This is a genomic window from Sporacetigenium sp. TC11 (genome assembly GCF_058146105.1).
On sequence record NZ_JBYVNY010000012.1, the window covers coordinates 37,560 to 55,818 of the forward strand.

Genomic DNA, 18,259 nt, shown 5'->3' on the forward strand with positions numbered 1-18,259 from the left:
TTTTTATAATTAGTATAAAAATAATTTTTTAGACAAAAATACAAAAGTATGAAAAATTATATACAAAATAATGGACTAGGAGGATATATTATGGATTTTTCAATGTTTTGTTATCAATGTGAACAGGCAATAGGCGGAAAAGGCTGTACTAAAATGGGTAACTGTACAAAGGATTCAGAACTTGCTAAACTTATGGATTTGTTTGTATATCAATTAAAAGGAATAAGTTATTATGCAATGAAGCTGTTAGGTAGAGGTGTAAAAGTAAATCAAGATGTAGGTGCATTTGTTGCAGATGGAACATTTTATACCCTTACTAATACAAACTTTGATACTGATAGATTCTTTGATTTATTAAAAGAAGCACAAAGTATAAAAGAAGAATTAAGAAAACAAGTAAATAATGACGAAGGAGCTCCAGAGCAAGCTACATACAATTTACCATCAGACAAAAACCAAATATTAAAAGATGCTGTAAAAGCTGGTATAATGTACGATCAAACATTAGATCAAAATATACGTTCATTAAGAGAGACAATAATATATGGATTAAAAGGTATGGGAGCATATGCTCACCATGCAAGAGTTTTAGGATACGTTAGCGAGGAAGTAGACCAATTCTTCTTTAAAGGATTAGATGCAACTATAAATGATAAATTAACTGTAGAAGAATTAATAAATATGACAATGGAAACTGGTATGGCAAACTACAAGTGTATAGAATTATTAGATACAGCAAATACGGAGAGCTATGGGGACCCTGTTCCTACACACGTAAATGTAAATGTAAAAAAAGGGCCAGCGATAATAGTATCAGGCCACGACTTAAGAGATTTAAAAATGCTACTTGAACAAACAGAAGGAAAAGGTATAAATATATATACTCATGGTGAGATGTTACCATGTCATGGTTATCCAGAATTAAATAAATATTCTCATTTAGTTGGTAACTTTGGTGATGCATGGCAAGACCAACAAAAACAATTTGATGGAATACCAGCTGCTATACTTATGACTACTAACTGCTTAATGAAGCCAAGAGATTCATACAAAGACAGATTATTTACTACTAGTATAGTTGGATGGCCAGATGTTAACCATATAAACAAAGCAGATGATAAAGGAAACAAAGACTTTACACCTGTAATAAAAAAAGCATTAGAATTAGGTGGATTCCCAAAAGATGAAGAAGAAAAGAAAATAATAGTGGGATTTGGTCACAAAGCTACATTAAGTAATGCAGGTGCAATAGTTGATGCTGTTAAATCAGGAAAGCTAAAACACTTCTTCTTAATAGGAGGATGTGACGGTGCAAGACCAGGAAGAAATTACTACACTGATCTTGCTAAACAAGTTCCTCAAGATAGTGTTATACTTACTTTAGCTTGTGGTAAATATAGATTTAATAAATTAGAATTTGGTGATATAGGGGGAATACCAAGACTTTTAGATGTTGGTCAATGTAATGACACATATTCAGCTGTAAGAATAGCATTAGCACTTGCAGAAGCTTTTGAATGTGATGTGAATGATTTACCATTATCTATAATGTTATCTTGGTATGAACAAAAAGCTGTTGCAGATTTATTAACTCTATTATCATTAGGAATAAAAGGGATATACCTTGGACCATCAATTCCAGCGTTTTTATCTCCAGACGTTCTACAATACTTAATAAATCATTTTGATTTAAAACCTATATCAACGCCAGAAGAAGATTTAAAAGTTATATTAGGATAAAACATAAAGGAGGTTATCCCTTGTGGGATTACCTCCTTTTACTTTATCTATATCTTCTTTGTATTACAAATTTAGCTAATTCGTTAGCTGCCTCTGCTCCAGTTAATAAACCTCCTTGTACCCATGCATGAGTACCTGCAGCATAATTTCCTGCAAATAATAATCTGCCATTATATTCAGGTGATTTTAATGGATAAGTATATAGCCTCTTTTCTTCAGGTGACATATAAAAAAACGCTCCATAAAATGGGTATTCTCTATTCCAATTAACAGTTTTGAAATCAAGAACTATATCATCTAAATAACCTTTTGGAAGTTTATGAACTAGTTCAATTTGTCTTTTTATGTGTTCGATTCTTATATCATCAGGCAAATTACCCAATCTTGTTGCATCTTGAGTATAATTATAAGATGCAAGTAAAACACCTGATCTATCTGGATTTCCTTTGCAATTTTGTCCATATTCATCTAAATCATAAGATGGATACCAAATAGATGCAATAGGTAAGTCAGTAAAAGATCCGCCACCACATATTGGCCCATACATTTCATTTCTTTCCCAAAAACGTTCTTTACAAAGAAGTAATGTCTTTTGAGAGTTTTCGAAAGTAGCACTAAGTATTGCTTGTTCCTTAGGTACAGAAAGTGGTGGATTTGTTCTTATATTTCTAAAAGAAGAAGAAGGAGCACAAGATATAACATAATCAAATGTAGAGCTAGATATATTATTGTCATGCCTATAAGTTAGAGTTATAGGTCCGCCTTTTTCAAATTGTTTAATTTCTTCTACTAAGTGATCACTTTTAAAACTTATTTTCCCAAGTAGATCAATAGGTATATTTGTATACTCGTTAGGATATTCATTAGTTAATGAGTTATAAATTGCTAAAGGTAGATTTACCATACCTCCATCAATTTGATATACAACACTAAAATCAGCTGTATAAGTTTCCTGAAGAACTTCTAAAATATTATTATCTAAAAATTCTCCTGTAAAAGGATTAACACCAGAAATCATAGCTATTGCATCTTGGCTTAGGCCGTATAATTCAAGAGCACGCCTTATACTTAAGAAGTCAGCATTTATAACTTGTTGGTTATATTCAGGCTTTACTTGTATTATATCTCTTCTAAATGGAGGTTGAATTTGACGGAAATAATAATCTACTACATTGCCTAATAATTTATTCCAAGGAATTACCTTTTCAAAACCTTGTAAATTAAATAGTGGATAAATATTTTCCATTACACTTAATCCATTTGCATCATTTCTCGCATGTTTATTTCTCACATATATAATTCCATTTTCATTTGAATTTACAAATGGTTTTGTATTAAGTCCAAACAAATCTATATACTTCCATGTTGTTTCATGACTAACGGGTATTCTCATAGCACCTAATTCACCATAGAGATTTTTGTCAAAATAATATGTATATATCCTTCCTCCAATTCTATCTTTCAAAGCTTCAAATATAGTAATATTAAATCCAAGTTTTCTAAGTTCAAAAGCGGCAACAAGACCAGCTGGTCCTCCACCTATAATTCCTATATTTATATTTTTAAAAGACCCAGGATTAGCAATAGTTGTAATATCTGGAGGGGGGCTTAAAAGCTCAAGCACATTATAATAATCTTCTAGTCTATTTTGATTTCTTAATGTTTGATAAAACATCTCATGTCTTTGATTTGGGGTAGGGTTATTTATATATTCACGTATCATATTTTATCTGCTCCTCTAAGACCAATTATATTTCTGATATATATATATGTTTAAATAGATAGTTTTTGACCCCATAAATAAAAATTAAGTAATGAAAATATTCGAAATATTAAAGCATGGTAAAATATAACATATAAATTCCTAAGATTATTTAATAAAAACGTAATAAGTGTAAAACTTAATGAAGAAGATGTATATAGCATATTAAAGCTATTTATATAAATAACAAATAAAAAGGAGTGATTATCATGCCTCTAGTACAATTAGGTATGGGAGTAATAACTAAAGAACAAAAAAAGGAACTCATAGAAAGAGTAACAGAAGTAGTGTCTGATGTAGCACAATTACCTAAACAATCAATCACTGTAATTATAAGTGAAAGCCATGCTGATAATATAGGTGTAGGTGGACTTCAATTATCTGAAATGAAAAAAATTTTTAAAATAAAAACGAGTAATTAAGCCATGCTCGTTTTTATTTTGCAATAAAATAGTCTAAAAAATATAGTACTTGCGGAATTAATTCGTTATGTTTATAATATATTAATATAAATATATTATAATTTTTTTGGGAGGTAGTACTTAAATGGATCCTGATCCTAGTCAGAATATTACTATTCAGATTTTAATCATTTTATTTTTAACTTTAGTAAATGCCTTTTTTGCTTCAGCAGAAATGGCTATAGTTTCATTAAACAAAAACAAAATTAGAATGCTTGCAGATGAAGGAAATAAAAAAGCGATAATGCTTGAAAAACTTTTAGAAGAACCAACTAGTTTTTTAGCTACAATACAAGTTGGTATAACTTTTGCAGGATTTTTTGCCAGTGCATTTGCATCTACAGGAATGTCTGATGATTTAGCAAATTTTCTAAACACTATGGGTATTCCATATAGCTCTCAAATTGCACTTGTTACAATTACTATAGCTTTATCTTACTTAACCTTAGTATTTGGTGAATTATTCCCTAAGAGAATTGCACTTCAAATGTCTGAAACTATTGCTATGTTTTCGGTTAAACCAATAGTTATTGTATCTAAAATTACAAGACCATTTATAAAACTGCTTTCAGGTTCAAGTAACTTACTTGTTAGGATTGTAGGACTTGATGTAGAGGGGCTAGATGAAAAAGTATCAAGAGAAGAATTAAAATCAATGATTGAAGTAGGACAAGAGCATGGAGTTATAAATGCAACAGAAAAAGAAATGTTAGAGAGCATATTTGATTTTGATGATAAAGTAGCAAAAGAAGTAATGACTCCTAGACAAGAAGTATTTTCAGTAGAAATAAATGACCCTATAGATAAATTTGTAGAAGGATTCTTAGAAGAAAAGTTTTCACGAATTCCTGTTTATGAAGATAATACAGATAACATAATAGGGATTTTAAATATAAAAGATTTTTTTATAGAAGCTCACAAGTATGGATTTGAAAATATAAATATACAGCCAATATTAAGAGAACCTTATTTCGTACCAGAAACAAAAAGTATAGATGTTTTATTTAAGGATCTTCAAGGTTCTAAAAATCATATGGCTATTTTAATAGATGAATATGGTGGATTTTCAGGAATCGTAACTATTGAGGACTTAATTGAAGAGGTAATGGGTAATATATTTGATGAATATGATGAAAATGAACCAGATATTAAAAAAATAGATAATAATACATACTTAATAGATGGGTTATTATCTATAGAAGATGTAAACGATCACCTTAATTTGGATTTGAAGTCTGAACACTCAGATACAATTGGAGGATTTGTAGTAGACCTCATAGGTAGCATACCTACAAATGAAGAATATAAAAGTATAGAATATGAAAACTTAATTTTTGAAATAGAGGAAGTAAGAGAAAAAAGAATAGGAAAAGTAAGAATGCATTTACAAAGAGAGGCATAATTTGCCTCTCTTTTTTACTACTAATTATCCTACCCCGTGCATATAATTTAATAATGTAAAACAAAAGGGGGGGCCACTATGGCTAAAAGAGATATATTAGCTTTAGGAGATGAAAATTTACATAAAAAATCCATAGAGATATCCAAAGAAGATATAAAAAAAGCTGAAGAAATAATTAACGATTTACACGATACTTTAATGAATTTTAGAAAAAAGCATGGTTTTGGCAGGGCTATTACAGCACCTCAAATTAATGAATTTTATAGAATAATATATATAAATATTGAAGAGGACTCTATATCTATTATAAATCCAAAGATTGAATTTATAGGGGATGAAAAAATAGAATTATGGGATGATTGTATGAGTTTTCCAGGGCTAGAGGTCAGACTATATAGATATAAAAAATGTAAAATTTACTACAAAGATTTAAACTGGGATGACTGTGCTTTAGAGCTTGAAGGCGATCTATCGGAATTAGTACAACATGAATACGATCATTTGGATGGAATATTAGCTGTTCAAAGAGCTATAGATGGAAAATCATTTAGAATAAATAAGAAAAAATCAGGATATTTCTAAGATAAATTAAATAATAATATATTTAAAATAAAGTGACCATAAAATATGGTCACTTTGCTTTTATAAAATAGAAATAACTAAATATATAGGTTATAAATGATGCTATAACTCCATCTAATATATCGATCATAGTATCTTTTAAGCTAAAATTTTGCATATCCGTTTTTAATATAGAATCTGATATAAACTCAAATATCTCCCAAAATATATGGAAAGACACACTAAAACAAAACATAAAAAGACATATAAAGGATATGCTCATATAAGAGTATGACCTATCAGTATTAATTCTTTTTAATACATAATAACCTACAATACTAAATAGCGCACCAGCATATGCGTGTAAAATATCATCATAGATAGGAATTATGCCATAAAATTTAAAAACTTCTCCTAACAACATAGAAGATAAAATAAGAATATTTAAAAGAATATTTACAAGAGTTGAAAAGCAAAGTTTGAATTTCTTACATAGTATATCTATAAAGCAAGATGATATTAACGCTCCTACTAATATACCTATATTATTAAGTTTATTTGTAAATATAAAAAATACTATAAATATAATATAGATTATTTTAAACGATAAGCCAAACATTTTAAGCCTCCTATTTATTAAGCTTTATCATATATAATGTCCAAAAAAATGAAAATAATATAATAAATTACATAAGAATATCTTATATGCTTATTCATGTGAATCTTATTGATTAGCAGTTTACTATAAATGATATAATAATTAGATAAAATATATTAAATAAGATGTAGGTGAAAATATGATATATAAAGAAGAAATAATAAGAGGTATATTTATAAAGAGACCGAATAGATTCATAGCCCATGTAGATATAAATGGTGAAGAAGTTATAGTTCATGTTCCTAATACTGGAAGGTGTAAGGAAATATTAATAGAAGGATGTACTGTATTTCTTAAAAAATCAAATAATCCAAGTAGAAAAACTAAATATTCATTACTTGGAGCTTATAAAAAAGATAAAATAATCCATATAGATTCTCAAGAACCAAATAAGGTTGTAGAAGAAGCTTTATCGTTGCAAAGGATTGAAAAACTAAAGAAATATAATAAGGTCGAAAGAGAAAAAACATATGGAAATTCTAGGTTTGATTTTAGACTTTCAAATGAGGATGAAGAGTATTATTTAGAAGTAAAAGGTGTGACATTAGAAATTGATGGAGTATGTAAGTTTCCAGATGCTCCAACTCAAAGAGGAGCAAAACACTTACTAGAGTTAATTGATGTTAAAGAAAGTGGTAGAGGAGCAGGGGTTATATTTTTAATACAAATGGATAATATAAGATATTTTACTACAAACAAAGATATGGATAGAAACTTTTCAGATGCTCTAATTAAATGCAGAGAAAATGGGGTGGATATATTTGCATATCAATGTAAAATAGGTGAAGACTTTATAGAACTTTATGAAGCTGTTGATGTTGTACTTTAGGTTTTGATTTCACATATATACAAAACTTGTGTATAATAGAAAATAAAAGATTAAAAGCAACAAATAATAAAGGTAATTGTATAAAAACATCTAATAAATAATAAATAAAATGTAAAAAAGAAATTAAAATAAAGGAGAAATTTATGGGAGATACAGTAATATTAATAGATTCATGTAGCGACTTACCGATAGAATATATAGAAAAAAATAATATACCTACCATTGGACTTACTGTTAATTTCAAAGGAGAACAAATAGTAGATGATTTTGGAAAAACTCTTACATATAAGGATTTTTACAATGCGGTTAGAGAAGGAGAAATGCCAACTACATCTCAAATAAATTCATATACTTATAAGGATATATTTGAAAAATATATAAAAGAAAAAAAATCTATAATATACTTAGGATTTTCATCTCAACTAAGTGGATCTTTAAATAGTTCACATATTGCAAGAAATGAGTTATTAGAAGAATATAAAGAAGCTGATATTACAATTATAGATACTAAGAGCGCATCATTAGGAGAAGGATTAATAGCATATTATGCAAATGAGATGCTAAAAAAAGGTTGTACTAAAGATGAAATAGTGAATTGGGTTGAAGAAAATATATCAAAAGTAAATCATTGGTTTACAGTTGATGACCTTAATCACCTAAAAAGGGGCGGCAGAATTTCATCAACTGGAGCTATGATAGGAACTATGCTTAACATAAAGCCTATATTAACTATTGACGGTGAAGGAAAGCTAGTACCTGCTTCAAAAGTAAAAGGAAGAAAAAAGGCTCTTATGTCTTTAGTAGATGAATTTAGATTAAAATCAGTAAATCCTGAAGATCAAGTAATTTTTATAAGTCATGCAGATTCTTTAAAAGATGCGCTTACAGTAAAAGATATGATAACTAGTGAATTTAATGTTAAAGACGTAATTATTAATAATGTTGGTCCAGTAATAGGTTCTCATGCTGGTCCTGGAACTATAGCTTTATTCTTTATAGGTGAAAAAAGATAACTAATTACTAAACCTGAATTTTGCAATTTGCAGAGTTCAGGTTTTCTTTTTGTAGAAAATTATGAAATATTGCATTCAAAAATAAAACAAGTATGAAAGAAAAGTTTCAAAAAATGTAGAGATTATCATTATATTTTGGTATAATCATTATGATAATGTTTTCACAAAATAAATTTACAACGAGGTGGATTTTGAATGTCAGAAGTTAATGTTAAAAAAATGAGATGGTACAACCTTGCTTTAATGGCTTTCGTTACAGTATGGGGATTTGGTAATGTTGTTAACAATTATGCTAATCAAGGGTTAACAGTTATTGTTTCATGGGTACTTATTATATCATTATATTTTATTCCTTATGTATTAATGGTAGGAGAACTTGGTTCAGCATTTAGAAATGGTAAAGCAGGGGTTAGTACATGGATTAGAGAAACTAGCACTCCAATGTTAGCGTACTTAGCTGGATGGACTTATTGGGTTGTGCACGTTCCATATTTAGCACAAAAACCTCAAGGCGTACTAATAGCAATAAGTTGGTTTTTATTCCAAGATGGAAATGTTATTAAAAACATGAATCCAATGATATTACAACCAATAGCATTAATAGTATTCTTAGTATTCTTATGGATTGCTTCAAAAGGAATAACTTCTCTTAAGAGAATCGGTAGTGTAGCAGGAACAGCTATGTTTGTAATGTCTTTATTATATGTATTAATGATGATTGCAGCACCAGCAATAACTGGAGTTAAAGCTGCTGATATAAGTCTTAATGCAGAAACATTTATCCCTAAATTTGACTTTACATATTTCACTACAATAGCTATGTTAGTATTTGCAGTAGGTGGTGCAGAAAAGCTATCACCATATGTAAATAATACTGAAAATCCAGATAAAGAATTTCCAAAGGGTATGATAATACTTGCAATTATGGTTGCAGTATCTGCAATCCTAGGATCAATTGCTATGGGTATGATGTTTGATCCTAATAACATACCAGAAGATTTAATGATGAATGGAGCTTATTATTCATTCCAGTTACTAGGAGAGTATTATGGAGTAGGAAATTTACTTTTAATAATATATGCACTTGCTAATACAGCAGCACAAGTATCAGCACTTCTATTCTCTATAGATGCACCTCTTAAAGTATTACTTGCAGAAGCAGATGAAAGATATATACCAAAGGCACTTGGAAAAACTAACAAACATGGAGCGCCAATAAATGGATATATAATGACTGCTATACTTGTTGGAGCATTAATAATGATTCCAGCAATTGGTATAGGAAATATGAATGAATTGTTTAATTGGTTATTAAAATTAAATGCAGTAGTTATGCCACTTAGATATCTGTGGGTATTTGTTGCTTATATGGGATTAAAGCGTATGGCAGATAAATATGATTTAAAATACAAATTTGTAAAAAATGATAAAGTAGGATTTGCAATAGGTTTATGGTGTTTTGTATTTACTGCATTTGCTTGCATAATGGGAATGTTCCCAAGTGATCTTAAACCATTTACTTCAGAGTGGAATTTTATAGTTTCATTAAATATATTAACTCCTTTTATATTAATGGGATTAGGGTTAATATTACCTATGATAGCTAGAAAAGTAAATAAATTAGATTCAAGCCAGAAAAAAGTAAGTTAAGATTAATTATAATAAAACAAAAAGCCTAGATTTCATATAAAAATGGATTTAGGCTTTTTGTTTTATTATATATTAAATTACATATAATAATTTTGTATAAATTTCTAAAGATAAAATAAAGAGAGGTAGATTATATAGATGGATAAAAATCCAAAGAATATAAAAGTAGTAGTTGGAATGTCTGGTGGAGTTGATTCTTCTGTTTGTGCACTACTTTTAAAAAAACAGGGATATAACGTTGTAGGAGTATTTATGAAAAACTGGGAAGAAAAAAATGATGATGGAGTTTGTACATCTACTGAAGATTATGAAGATGTCATAAAAGTGTGTTCTACTTTAGATATTCCATATTATACAATTAATTTTGTAAAGGAATATTGGGACAGGGTTTTTGAATATTTTTTATCTGAATATAGAAAAGGTAGAACCCCTAACCCAGATGTAATGTGCAATAAAGAAATAAAATTTAAAGCATTCTTAGATTTTGCTATGGGCATAGGAGCGGATTATATAGCTATGGGACATTATGCTCAAGTAGATTATATCGATGGTGAATATAGGCTTTTAAGAGGTGCAGATAAAAATAAAGATCAATCATATTTTTTATGTGAATTAAATCAAAATCAATTATCTAAAAGTATGTTTCCTGTTGGCCATTTGACAAAGCCTGAAGTTAGAGAATTAGCTAGAAAATACAACTTAATAACAGCAAATAAAAAAGACAGTACAGGAATTTGCTTTATAGGAGAAAGAGATTTTAGAGAGTTTTTAAACAACTATTTACCTGCAAAACAAGGAAATATAAAAACATTAGAAGGAGCAATAAAAGGAGAACACCATGGGCTTATGCACTATACATTAGGTCAAAGAAAGGGATTAGGTATAGGTGGTTCTGGTGAACCTTGGTTTGTTGTAGAAAAGGATTTAAAAAATAATATACTTTATGTAGTTCAAGGTGAAAACAATCCAAATTTATACTGTAATGGACTTAAAGCTACAGACGTAAATTGGATAAGCAATAAAGAAAAACCAAAGACCTTTGAGTGTAGTGCTAAGTTTAGATATAGACAGCAAGATCAAGATGTTATAGTACATATAAAAGATAATAATACTTGTATAGTTGAATTCAAGGATCCTCAAAAGGCAATAACTCCAGGACAAGCAGTAGTATTTTATGATAAAGAAGTTTGTCTAGGTGGAGGTATAATAGATGAGTGTTTTAAATAAAAATAATATAGTTTAGAGTGAAAAAACACTCTAAACTATATTAAATAATCTATAGGTCTATTGTAAAATTCAGTTCTATTGAACTGAGGAAACGATGATATAAATCTAACTGTAATAGGAGTACCTAAAAGTTCAGGGTGTGCCTTGAAAAATTCCCTATCTCCATAAATTAAAGCTTCAAGTGCCAATGGAAGTTCTCTTTTGAATATATCATATCTTGTTTTTGCCATATTAAAATTTGAGTTGCCTACATACACAAATGCTTGCAGTGTATATATCCCTGGACTTACTAAGCCCCATTGAGCTAGAACTTCATCTCGAGTCATTGGGTTTATCTTATCAAAATCAAAATATGGCCCTATAGTTAAAAATAAATTGCCTGTATTATCAGAATGGGTTAAGGTATATTTTCTAAAACGTATAGGATCTGTTTCAGTTATAGGTGGAACAAATGTAACTGATAATTTTTCAGGATCTAATTCTTTCAAATATATTCCCCCTTAAAGGTTTGATTAACATTATTAAAAAATTATGTTGTCCATATATAATATTAAAATTAATTATGTTATGTGCTATTAATTAAAAAAATAACCTCACTGTAATTTTATAAAATCACAGTGAGGTTATAATATCTATCTGCTAAATTTGAGCAAGGTGCCATCTGGTCGTTGGCGACATGAGCGTAGCGAACTTTATTTTAGTTTTTCAAGTTCATCTCCAAGATATCTTGCAATTGCACGCATACCAGATTTTTTAGATATAGCTTCTGCATCTGAGTTATAGTTTGTATTTGTATTTACATCATAAGTATAAATTTCTCCATTTTCATCAGTTATAAATTCTATACCAGATATATGAATGCTATTATTTTTTAGAAAATGTTCATACTTTTCTATTATAGGGTTATTAAACCCTTCTATAATTTTAAACTTAGGTCTTTCTGATTCTGTACCAACTGGGCAGAATGTATCTCCAATTTGGCAAGCATCAGCAGGGCACAACTGGAAGCCCTTTGATGTATCAACTTGAACTGCATATAAGAACTTTCCACCAACAAACTCACAACGAGTTATATAAGGCTCTGGTGATTTTATATATTGCTGAATTAAAGTTATACCGTCTACAGGAGTATCAAATAAAGGACCATTTACATATTCTTTCAAAGCTTCAATATTGTTGAATAATTGAACTCCAAGACCTTTACCTGCACGATTGTGCTTTGTAATAAAAGATCCATCAAAGTCCTTTGCTGCTTCAATAATATTATCTTTTCCTATGGATGCTACAGTTTTTGGTGTATTAATTCCATGGGCATTAAGTGATGTATATTGACCTACTTTACTAACTTCTAACTGCAATGCACGGCTAGTATTTATAACCTTTCTTCCATGAGATTCTAACCAATATAAAACCGATGCTGTATATTCAGGAGCAAATCTATGATCTCTTGTATGTGAAGATGCGCTCATACGATTATAAAAAACTCCTTCAGGTGGTTCTTTAGATATATCTAATACACCTTCATTAAGAAACCAGTCTTCATAAGGAAGGCCTAGTGCTTCTAACTCTCTTTTTAATGGCGCTGTCCATTCACTGTTTTCGTGGATAATATAAATTTTTTTCATAATAATTACCTCCATAATCTAAATATATCTAATTAATTAAGTTTTAAGCTACATTTAATTTTTCTTCTTTATTAAATGATTCTTTATCAAATTCATTTTCAGAACTTCCAACTAAAAGTGTTACTACAGAACTTGATGTAACATTTGTCATAGTTCTTATCATATCAACTATAACATCAATTCCTAATAACATTGCCAATCCTTCGACTGGAAGGTTTAAACTTGATAATACAACTGTTGCAGCCATTATAGCAGCTCCAGGAACGCCAGCTATACCAATTGAACCTAGCGTAGTAGTTGCAACAAGTAATAGATAGTCATTTATTGTAAGGTCTATATTAAATATCTTTGCTACAAATATTGCTGCTAGGGCAGGATATATACCGCCCCCTCCATTCATTCCCATAGAAGAACCAAGTGGAGCAACAAAACTTACTATTTTATCAGATATCTTTGCTTCATTTGTAAGAGCTTTTATTGTTACTGGAAGTGTCCCATAACTACTTCTTGTAGTAAATGCTACAACCATTGGTTCAGAAATCTTTTTAAAGAACCTAAATGGGTTTATTTTTGCAAATAATGCTATTAAACTTCCATGTACTACTACTAAATGTATTACACATGCAATATACATTGCTAATATCACTTTTGCAAGTGGTATTAGTGCTGAAAGTCCAGATGATGCAGATATAGATATCATAAGTCCAAATACACCATATGGAGTTAGAGCAATTACAATTTGAGTTATTCTAAACATAATTTTAGCAAATGAATTAATAAAATTCTTAACCGGTTTAACTACTTCAGAATCCTTTGTTCCTTCAATTATTATAGCTATTGAGAAAAGCATAGAGAATATAATAACTGGTATTATTTTATCACTAGCCATTTCGTTTATTATATTCGCAGGAATCATGCCCATTAAAACATCTTTAAAAACAGGTATTTCTCTTGCCTCAAAAGCTGAATCATTTACAAATTTAACTCCTGAACCTATATCCATTAAATTACCAACTAAAATCCCAACTACAGTTGCAATTGCAGTAGTACTTAAAAGAAGTGCTATAGTTTTAAAACCAATTTTCTTAAGTTGGTCTGGATTATCAAGTGAAGTAACACTTGAAATTAAAGAACTTACAACAAGAGGTATTACAAGCATTTTAATTAAACTTATATATATACCACCAATAGGTTCAAGTATCATTGCATTTTCTTTGAATATAGCACCAAATCCAAGTCCAAATAACATAGCTATTAAAACTCTATTTCCAAAACTTATTTTTTTATTTTTTAGAAAATATAAAACACCAAGTAGTAGTAGACCTACTAATAAACCTATATATATTGACATTATGTTTACCTCCTAATTATTTAGATTTAATATAAAAACTTTTTACCATAAAAGCTAATAACTATATTGTTTGTATATGCGCGCTTTACACAAACAAAAAAACCTTCTACCTCTGTAATATTACAGAGGCAGAAGGTGACTTCCGCGGTTCCACTCTGATTAGGCAATTTGCCTATCTCATTTTAGACACAATCATGTCTATTCTCTATAACGGGAGAACCCGTAACAGCCTACTGTATTTCGGCCTAACACTCACAGGGGCACTTGGGCTACAATCCTACATAAAACTCTCTCAGCCAAGGAGTTTTTCTCTGTTATGATTCATATAACTTACTTTTCCTGGTCATAGTGCTTAATTCTATAATTCATATCAGATTACTAGGTATTGCTGTATTTTTATTATAAATACATATTAAATAAAAATCAATAGTTTTTAAAAATTTTTATATTTTTTATAAAAATAGGTATTTTTATTTAAATTTTATATATATTTTTAATAACTGCAATCTCTATACATAGAGGGGTGATTAAATTGAATTTTGAAGTTATAGTTAGATATTTCGGAGACTTAACAAATTTACAAAATGAACTGGGAGTAAGAGTAGAGTTATTAGGTTTTAACTATGCCATAATTACTGTTCAAAATGAAAGTCAAATAGATGAGTTATTAAATTATCCACAAATAGTATACGTAGAAAGACCGTTTATTTTAGGACCGGGTCAAAATATACCTTCATTTTTTTCAAGTGGAATAGTTAACTTTAAGAATCAAACAGGGCTTACTGGAAATGGTGTTATATTAGGGCTAATAGATTCAGGGATAGATTACAATATACCTATTTTTAAAAATCCAGATGGAACTAGTAAAATACTTTATTATTGGGATCAATCATCAAAGCAAGGAAGTCCACCTCCTGGATTTAATCAAGGTACATTATATACACAATCAGATATAAATAGAGCAATAAATATGGAGACAAATATACCAGTATCTTTAACTGCTGCACATGGAACTCATGTAGCAGGGATAGCAGCTCGTATAGCAAATGAATCTAATTTAATTGTTGTAAGAGTTGGAAGCATACAAACAGATGTGTTCTCAAGAAGTACAGAGTTTATGAGGGCAATAAAATTTATAATAGATGCTTCAATAGAAAAAAATATGCCAGTAGCTATAAACATGAGTTATGGTACTAATGAAGGGTCTCATTTAGGGGTATCTTTGTTTGAACAATACATTGATGATATGTCACTCATGTGGAAAAATAATATGATAGTATCAGCAGGAAACAATGCAAATAAAGGTCAGCATAAATATATAGAGCTAATTCCTAATCAAAGTCAAGAAGTGGAGTTTGTAGTAGGAGAAAATGAAAAAATATTAAATCTAAATATATGGCCTAACTTTGCAGATGTTATTGCAATATCTATAACCACTCCTACAAACAATACTACACCTGAATTAAGTTTGAATTCACGGATTTTAAGAACTACTTTAAATAGGACTAATATAACGGGGGTTTTCTATCCAATTCCACCTTATACCCTTTTAAGAAGGGTCACAATACAATTAGCATCTAATACAACTATTCAACCAGGTATATGGAAAATAAACTTTAGACCAATTACCATAGTTGCTGGTGGTATTAATATATATTTGCCTACCTCTGAAGGGCTAAGCCCAGATACTAGATTTTTAAATCCAACTGTAAATTTAACAGTTACAGTTCCAGGTACTGCAAGAAGAGTTATAACAGTAGGCAGTTATAATGATACAACAAGTGCTATTTCACCATTTTCTGGTCAAGGAGATGCAAGTCAAGGAGTATTAAAACCAGATATAGTAGCACCTGGAGAAAATATATTATCATATTTACCTGGAGGAAATCAGGGTGTTTTAAGTGGAACAAGTATGGCATCCCCCCAGGTAACTGGATCAGCTGCATTACTTATGCAGTGGGGAATAGTAAACAACAATGACCCATATATGTATGGAGATAGATTAAAAGCAATTCTTCTAAAGTTTGCAAATAGAAGCCAGGATATAGCATATCCTAATGATGTATATGGATATGGAAGACTTGATTTAGACAATATTCCACTTGAAAGTGGAGCAATGGTTATGAATATTGACGAAAAAGATGGGTTTAATAAAGCAGATGAATTTAAATATTATGATAAAATTGAAAAAAAAAACCCATATATTAGATTTAAAGCTAAAGAAGAAAGTGGATTTTTTCTCTCATATAGTGGAGATATAATATCACAACTTGATACTGTAGGAATCCCTTATATATTTGTTCCATTGGGAGAGAATACAGCATTAGTTTATTTTGATGTATTTGTACCAACTTCTACAATGTTGGAATTACGTAACGTAAATGATGTACTAAGAGGCTTGCCAATGGTTTTATTAGGAGAAAGACAAGAATCTATTCAAGGTGGAGTAACTGCAACACAAGAAATAGGAGCTAAGTTTTTTCAAAATACACCATATGCACCTTTAACGGGTAAAGGAGTTTTGATTGGACTTATAGATACTGGAATAGATTATCTGCATCCTGATTTTATATTCGAAGATGGAAAATCTAAAATTAGGTATATTTGGAACCAAGAGCAAAATATAGAAGGAAAAAACCCAGAAAGATTTCCCTTTGGAACAGAGTATAACAACGAAGAAATAAATCAGGCAATAGCTAACAATAATCCGGATTTAGGTATGGATACTGTTGGCCATGGAACTTTGGTTGGGGGAATAATGGCTGGCAGAGGAGTTGTAAATCCTGATTATATAGGAATTGCACCAGATGCAGAACTTATAGTTGTAAAGTTAAGACCAAGAATGGATATTGATTACTCCAGTTCAGATGTTCTAGCTGGAATGTACTATTGTTATACTAAGGCACATGAGTTAAATATGCCTTTAGTTTTAAATATATCTTTAGGAAGTAACTTTGGTGGAGCATCTGGAGCAACCATATTTGAAAATCTAGGCTTATATGAAGACCAGGGGGCAATAACTGTTACAGCAGCAGGAAATGAAGGAAACACCCAAACTCATTATTCAGGAAATATGACAAATAAAGGAGAAATACAAGATGTAATAGTAGAAGTTGCTCCTGGAGAACAGGATTTAAGAATACAGGTATGGGTAAAAAAGCCTGATCAGATATCTGTAAGCATAATATCTCCATCTGGAGAAATAAGTAAAGAACTTCCTGTTAGAAATTTCCTTGAAATAAATGGATTATTTAACCTAGAAAATACGAGGTATCAGTTGATTTATTATTATCCAGAACCTAGCTCAGGAGATGAATTTATTGTAATAGTTCTTAGTGATATAAAGCCTGGTATATGGACTTTAAGACTAAAAGGGGATTATATAATAGCTGGCCAGTATGATATATATTTGCCTAATAGGTCTTTATTACAACCAGGTACTAAATTTGTAGAGTCAGACCCATTTGGAACAATAAACGTACCTGCTACATCAGCTGAATTTATAACTGTTGGAACATATGATTCTATTAATAACAGTATATGGCCATCTTCATCAAGAGGACCAACAAGGTATGAACAATTAAAGCCTGATATAGTAGCACCTGGTGTAAATATAATATCAACATCACCAGGTGGAGGATATTCTACTATAACTGGAAGTAGCGCTGCTGGGGCACACGTTTCTGGAGCGTGTGCACTATTTTTACAATATTTATTAGTAGATAATGTAGACCCTTATAGAGCTTTTGTACAAATGATGAAAACATTTTTTATGGGAGGAGCTAGGACTTCTCCAGAGATAACTTTCCCTAATTTAAGTTATGGTTATGGTATTTTAAATTTAATCAAGACATTTGAGGAGTATAGGTAAAAATCCAGTATATTTGAAAAAGAGTGGGTAAACATCTACTCTTTTGTTATATTTTAAAACAAATCAAGAATAATTAGCATATAAATTTAGTAAGTATTTTTATAGGTCA

The 18,259-nt window shown here is 29.9% G+C and carries 14 protein-coding genes and 1 other annotated feature; of the genes, 9 read left to right on the plus strand and 5 right to left on the minus strand.

Annotated elements, in window-relative coordinates; genetic code table 11:
• Positions 1 to 90: 90 nt before the first annotated feature.
• On the plus strand, positions 91 to 1,740 hold the full coding sequence (gene hcp / locus ACUSRV_RS14520; RefSeq protein WP_490142687.1) for a hydroxylamine reductase: 1,650 nt from the start codon (positions 91 to 93) through the stop codon (positions 1,738 to 1,740).
• A 43-nt stretch (positions 1,741 to 1,783) separates the two neighbouring features.
• On the opposite strand, the gene ACUSRV_RS14525 is transcribed toward hcp, so the two are convergent.
• Positions 1,784 to 3,463, minus strand: coding sequence for a flavin monoamine oxidase family protein (locus tag ACUSRV_RS14525; RefSeq protein ID WP_490142688.1), 1,680 nt, complete (start codon positions 3,461 to 3,463; stop codon positions 1,784 to 1,786).
• A 248-nt stretch (positions 3,464 to 3,711) separates the two neighbouring features.
• On the opposite strand from ACUSRV_RS14525, the gene dmpI reads away from it, so the two are divergent.
• The 3 genes from dmpI to ACUSRV_RS14540 all read left to right on the plus strand — a co-directional run bounded on the left by dmpI (position 3,712) and on the right by ACUSRV_RS14540 (position 5,947).
• Complete coding sequence (gene dmpI, locus ACUSRV_RS14530; RefSeq protein ID WP_490142689.1) at positions 3,712 to 3,924, plus strand: 4-oxalocrotonate tautomerase DmpI; 213 nt, start codon at positions 3,712 to 3,714, stop codon at positions 3,922 to 3,924.
• 124 nt (positions 3,925 to 4,048) lie between these two features.
• Positions 4,049 to 5,365: a hemolysin family protein gene (locus ACUSRV_RS14535; RefSeq protein ID WP_490142690.1), complete on the plus strand. Its 1,317-nt coding sequence runs from the start codon at positions 4,049 to 4,051 to the stop codon at positions 5,363 to 5,365.
• A 78-nt stretch (positions 5,366 to 5,443) separates the two neighbouring features.
• Positions 5,444 to 5,947 carry a peptide deformylase gene (locus ACUSRV_RS14540; protein ID WP_490142691.1) on the plus strand — a complete coding sequence of 168 codons (504 nt, stop codon included), beginning with the start codon at positions 5,444 to 5,446 and terminating at the stop codon, positions 5,945 to 5,947.
• 49 nt (positions 5,948 to 5,996) lie between these two features.
• On the opposite strand, the gene ACUSRV_RS14545 is transcribed toward ACUSRV_RS14540, so the two are convergent.
• Positions 5,997 to 6,545 (minus strand): DUF2238 domain-containing protein, encoded by a 549-nt coding sequence (locus ACUSRV_RS14545; RefSeq protein ID WP_490142692.1) that lies wholly within the window; start codon positions 6,543 to 6,545, stop codon positions 5,997 to 5,999.
• A gap of 178 nt (positions 6,546 to 6,723) precedes the next feature.
• On the opposite strand from ACUSRV_RS14545, the gene sfsA reads away from it, so the two are divergent.
• The 4 genes from sfsA (at position 6,724) to mnmA (ending at position 11,303) form a co-directional block, all read left to right on the plus strand.
• On the plus strand, positions 6,724 to 7,413 hold the full coding sequence (gene sfsA / locus ACUSRV_RS14550) for a DNA/RNA nuclease SfsA (RefSeq protein ID WP_490142693.1): 690 nt from the start codon (positions 6,724 to 6,726) through the stop codon (positions 7,411 to 7,413).
• Positions 7,414 to 7,556: 143 nt separating this feature from the next.
• On the plus strand, positions 7,557 to 8,426 hold the full coding sequence (locus ACUSRV_RS14555) for a DegV family protein (RefSeq protein ID WP_490142694.1): 870 nt from the start codon (positions 7,557 to 7,559) through the stop codon (positions 8,424 to 8,426).
• 195 nt (positions 8,427 to 8,621) lie between these two features.
• Positions 8,622 to 10,076, plus strand: a complete 1,455-nt coding sequence (locus tag ACUSRV_RS14560; RefSeq protein ID WP_490142695.1) for an amino acid permease — start codon at positions 8,622 to 8,624, stop codon at positions 10,074 to 10,076.
• Positions 10,077 to 10,214: 138 nt separating this feature from the next.
• Positions 10,215 to 11,303 carry a tRNA 2-thiouridine(34) synthase MnmA gene (gene mnmA / locus ACUSRV_RS14565; RefSeq protein ID WP_490142696.1) on the plus strand — a complete coding sequence of 363 codons (1,089 nt, stop codon included), beginning with the start codon at positions 10,215 to 10,217 and terminating at the stop codon, positions 11,301 to 11,303.
• A 35-nt stretch (positions 11,304 to 11,338) separates the two neighbouring features.
• Here the strand turns inward: mnmA and ACUSRV_RS14570 are convergent, their stop codons facing one another.
• The 3 genes from ACUSRV_RS14570 to ACUSRV_RS14580 form a co-directional block, all read right to left on the minus strand.
• The gene (locus ACUSRV_RS14570) at positions 11,339 to 11,791 is read right to left on the minus strand and encodes a staygreen family protein (protein ID WP_490142697.1); all 453 of its coding nucleotides are present in this window, start codon (positions 11,789 to 11,791) and stop codon (positions 11,339 to 11,341) included.
• Between the two features lie 204 nt (positions 11,792 to 11,995).
• Complete coding sequence (locus tag ACUSRV_RS14575; protein ID WP_490142698.1) at positions 11,996 to 12,928, minus strand: ATP-grasp domain-containing protein; 933 nt, start codon at positions 12,926 to 12,928, stop codon at positions 11,996 to 11,998.
• A 43-nt stretch (positions 12,929 to 12,971) separates the two neighbouring features.
• A complete protein-coding gene (locus ACUSRV_RS14580; protein WP_490142699.1) occupies positions 12,972 to 14,279 on the minus strand; it encodes a dicarboxylate/amino acid:cation symporter in 1,308 nt (435 codons plus the stop codon).
• Between the two features lie 121 nt (positions 14,280 to 14,400).
• Positions 14,401 to 14,635: a binding site (T-box leader), on the minus strand.
• A 167-nt stretch (positions 14,636 to 14,802) separates the two neighbouring features.
• Here ACUSRV_RS14580 and cspBA point away from each other — a divergent pair.
• The gene (cspBA, locus tag ACUSRV_RS14585) at positions 14,803 to 18,150 is read left to right on the plus strand and encodes a bifunctional germination protease/germinant receptor pseudoprotease CspBA (protein WP_490142700.1); all 3,348 of its coding nucleotides are present in this window, start codon (positions 14,803 to 14,805) and stop codon (positions 18,148 to 18,150) included.
• Positions 18,151 to 18,259 lie beyond the last annotated feature (109 nt).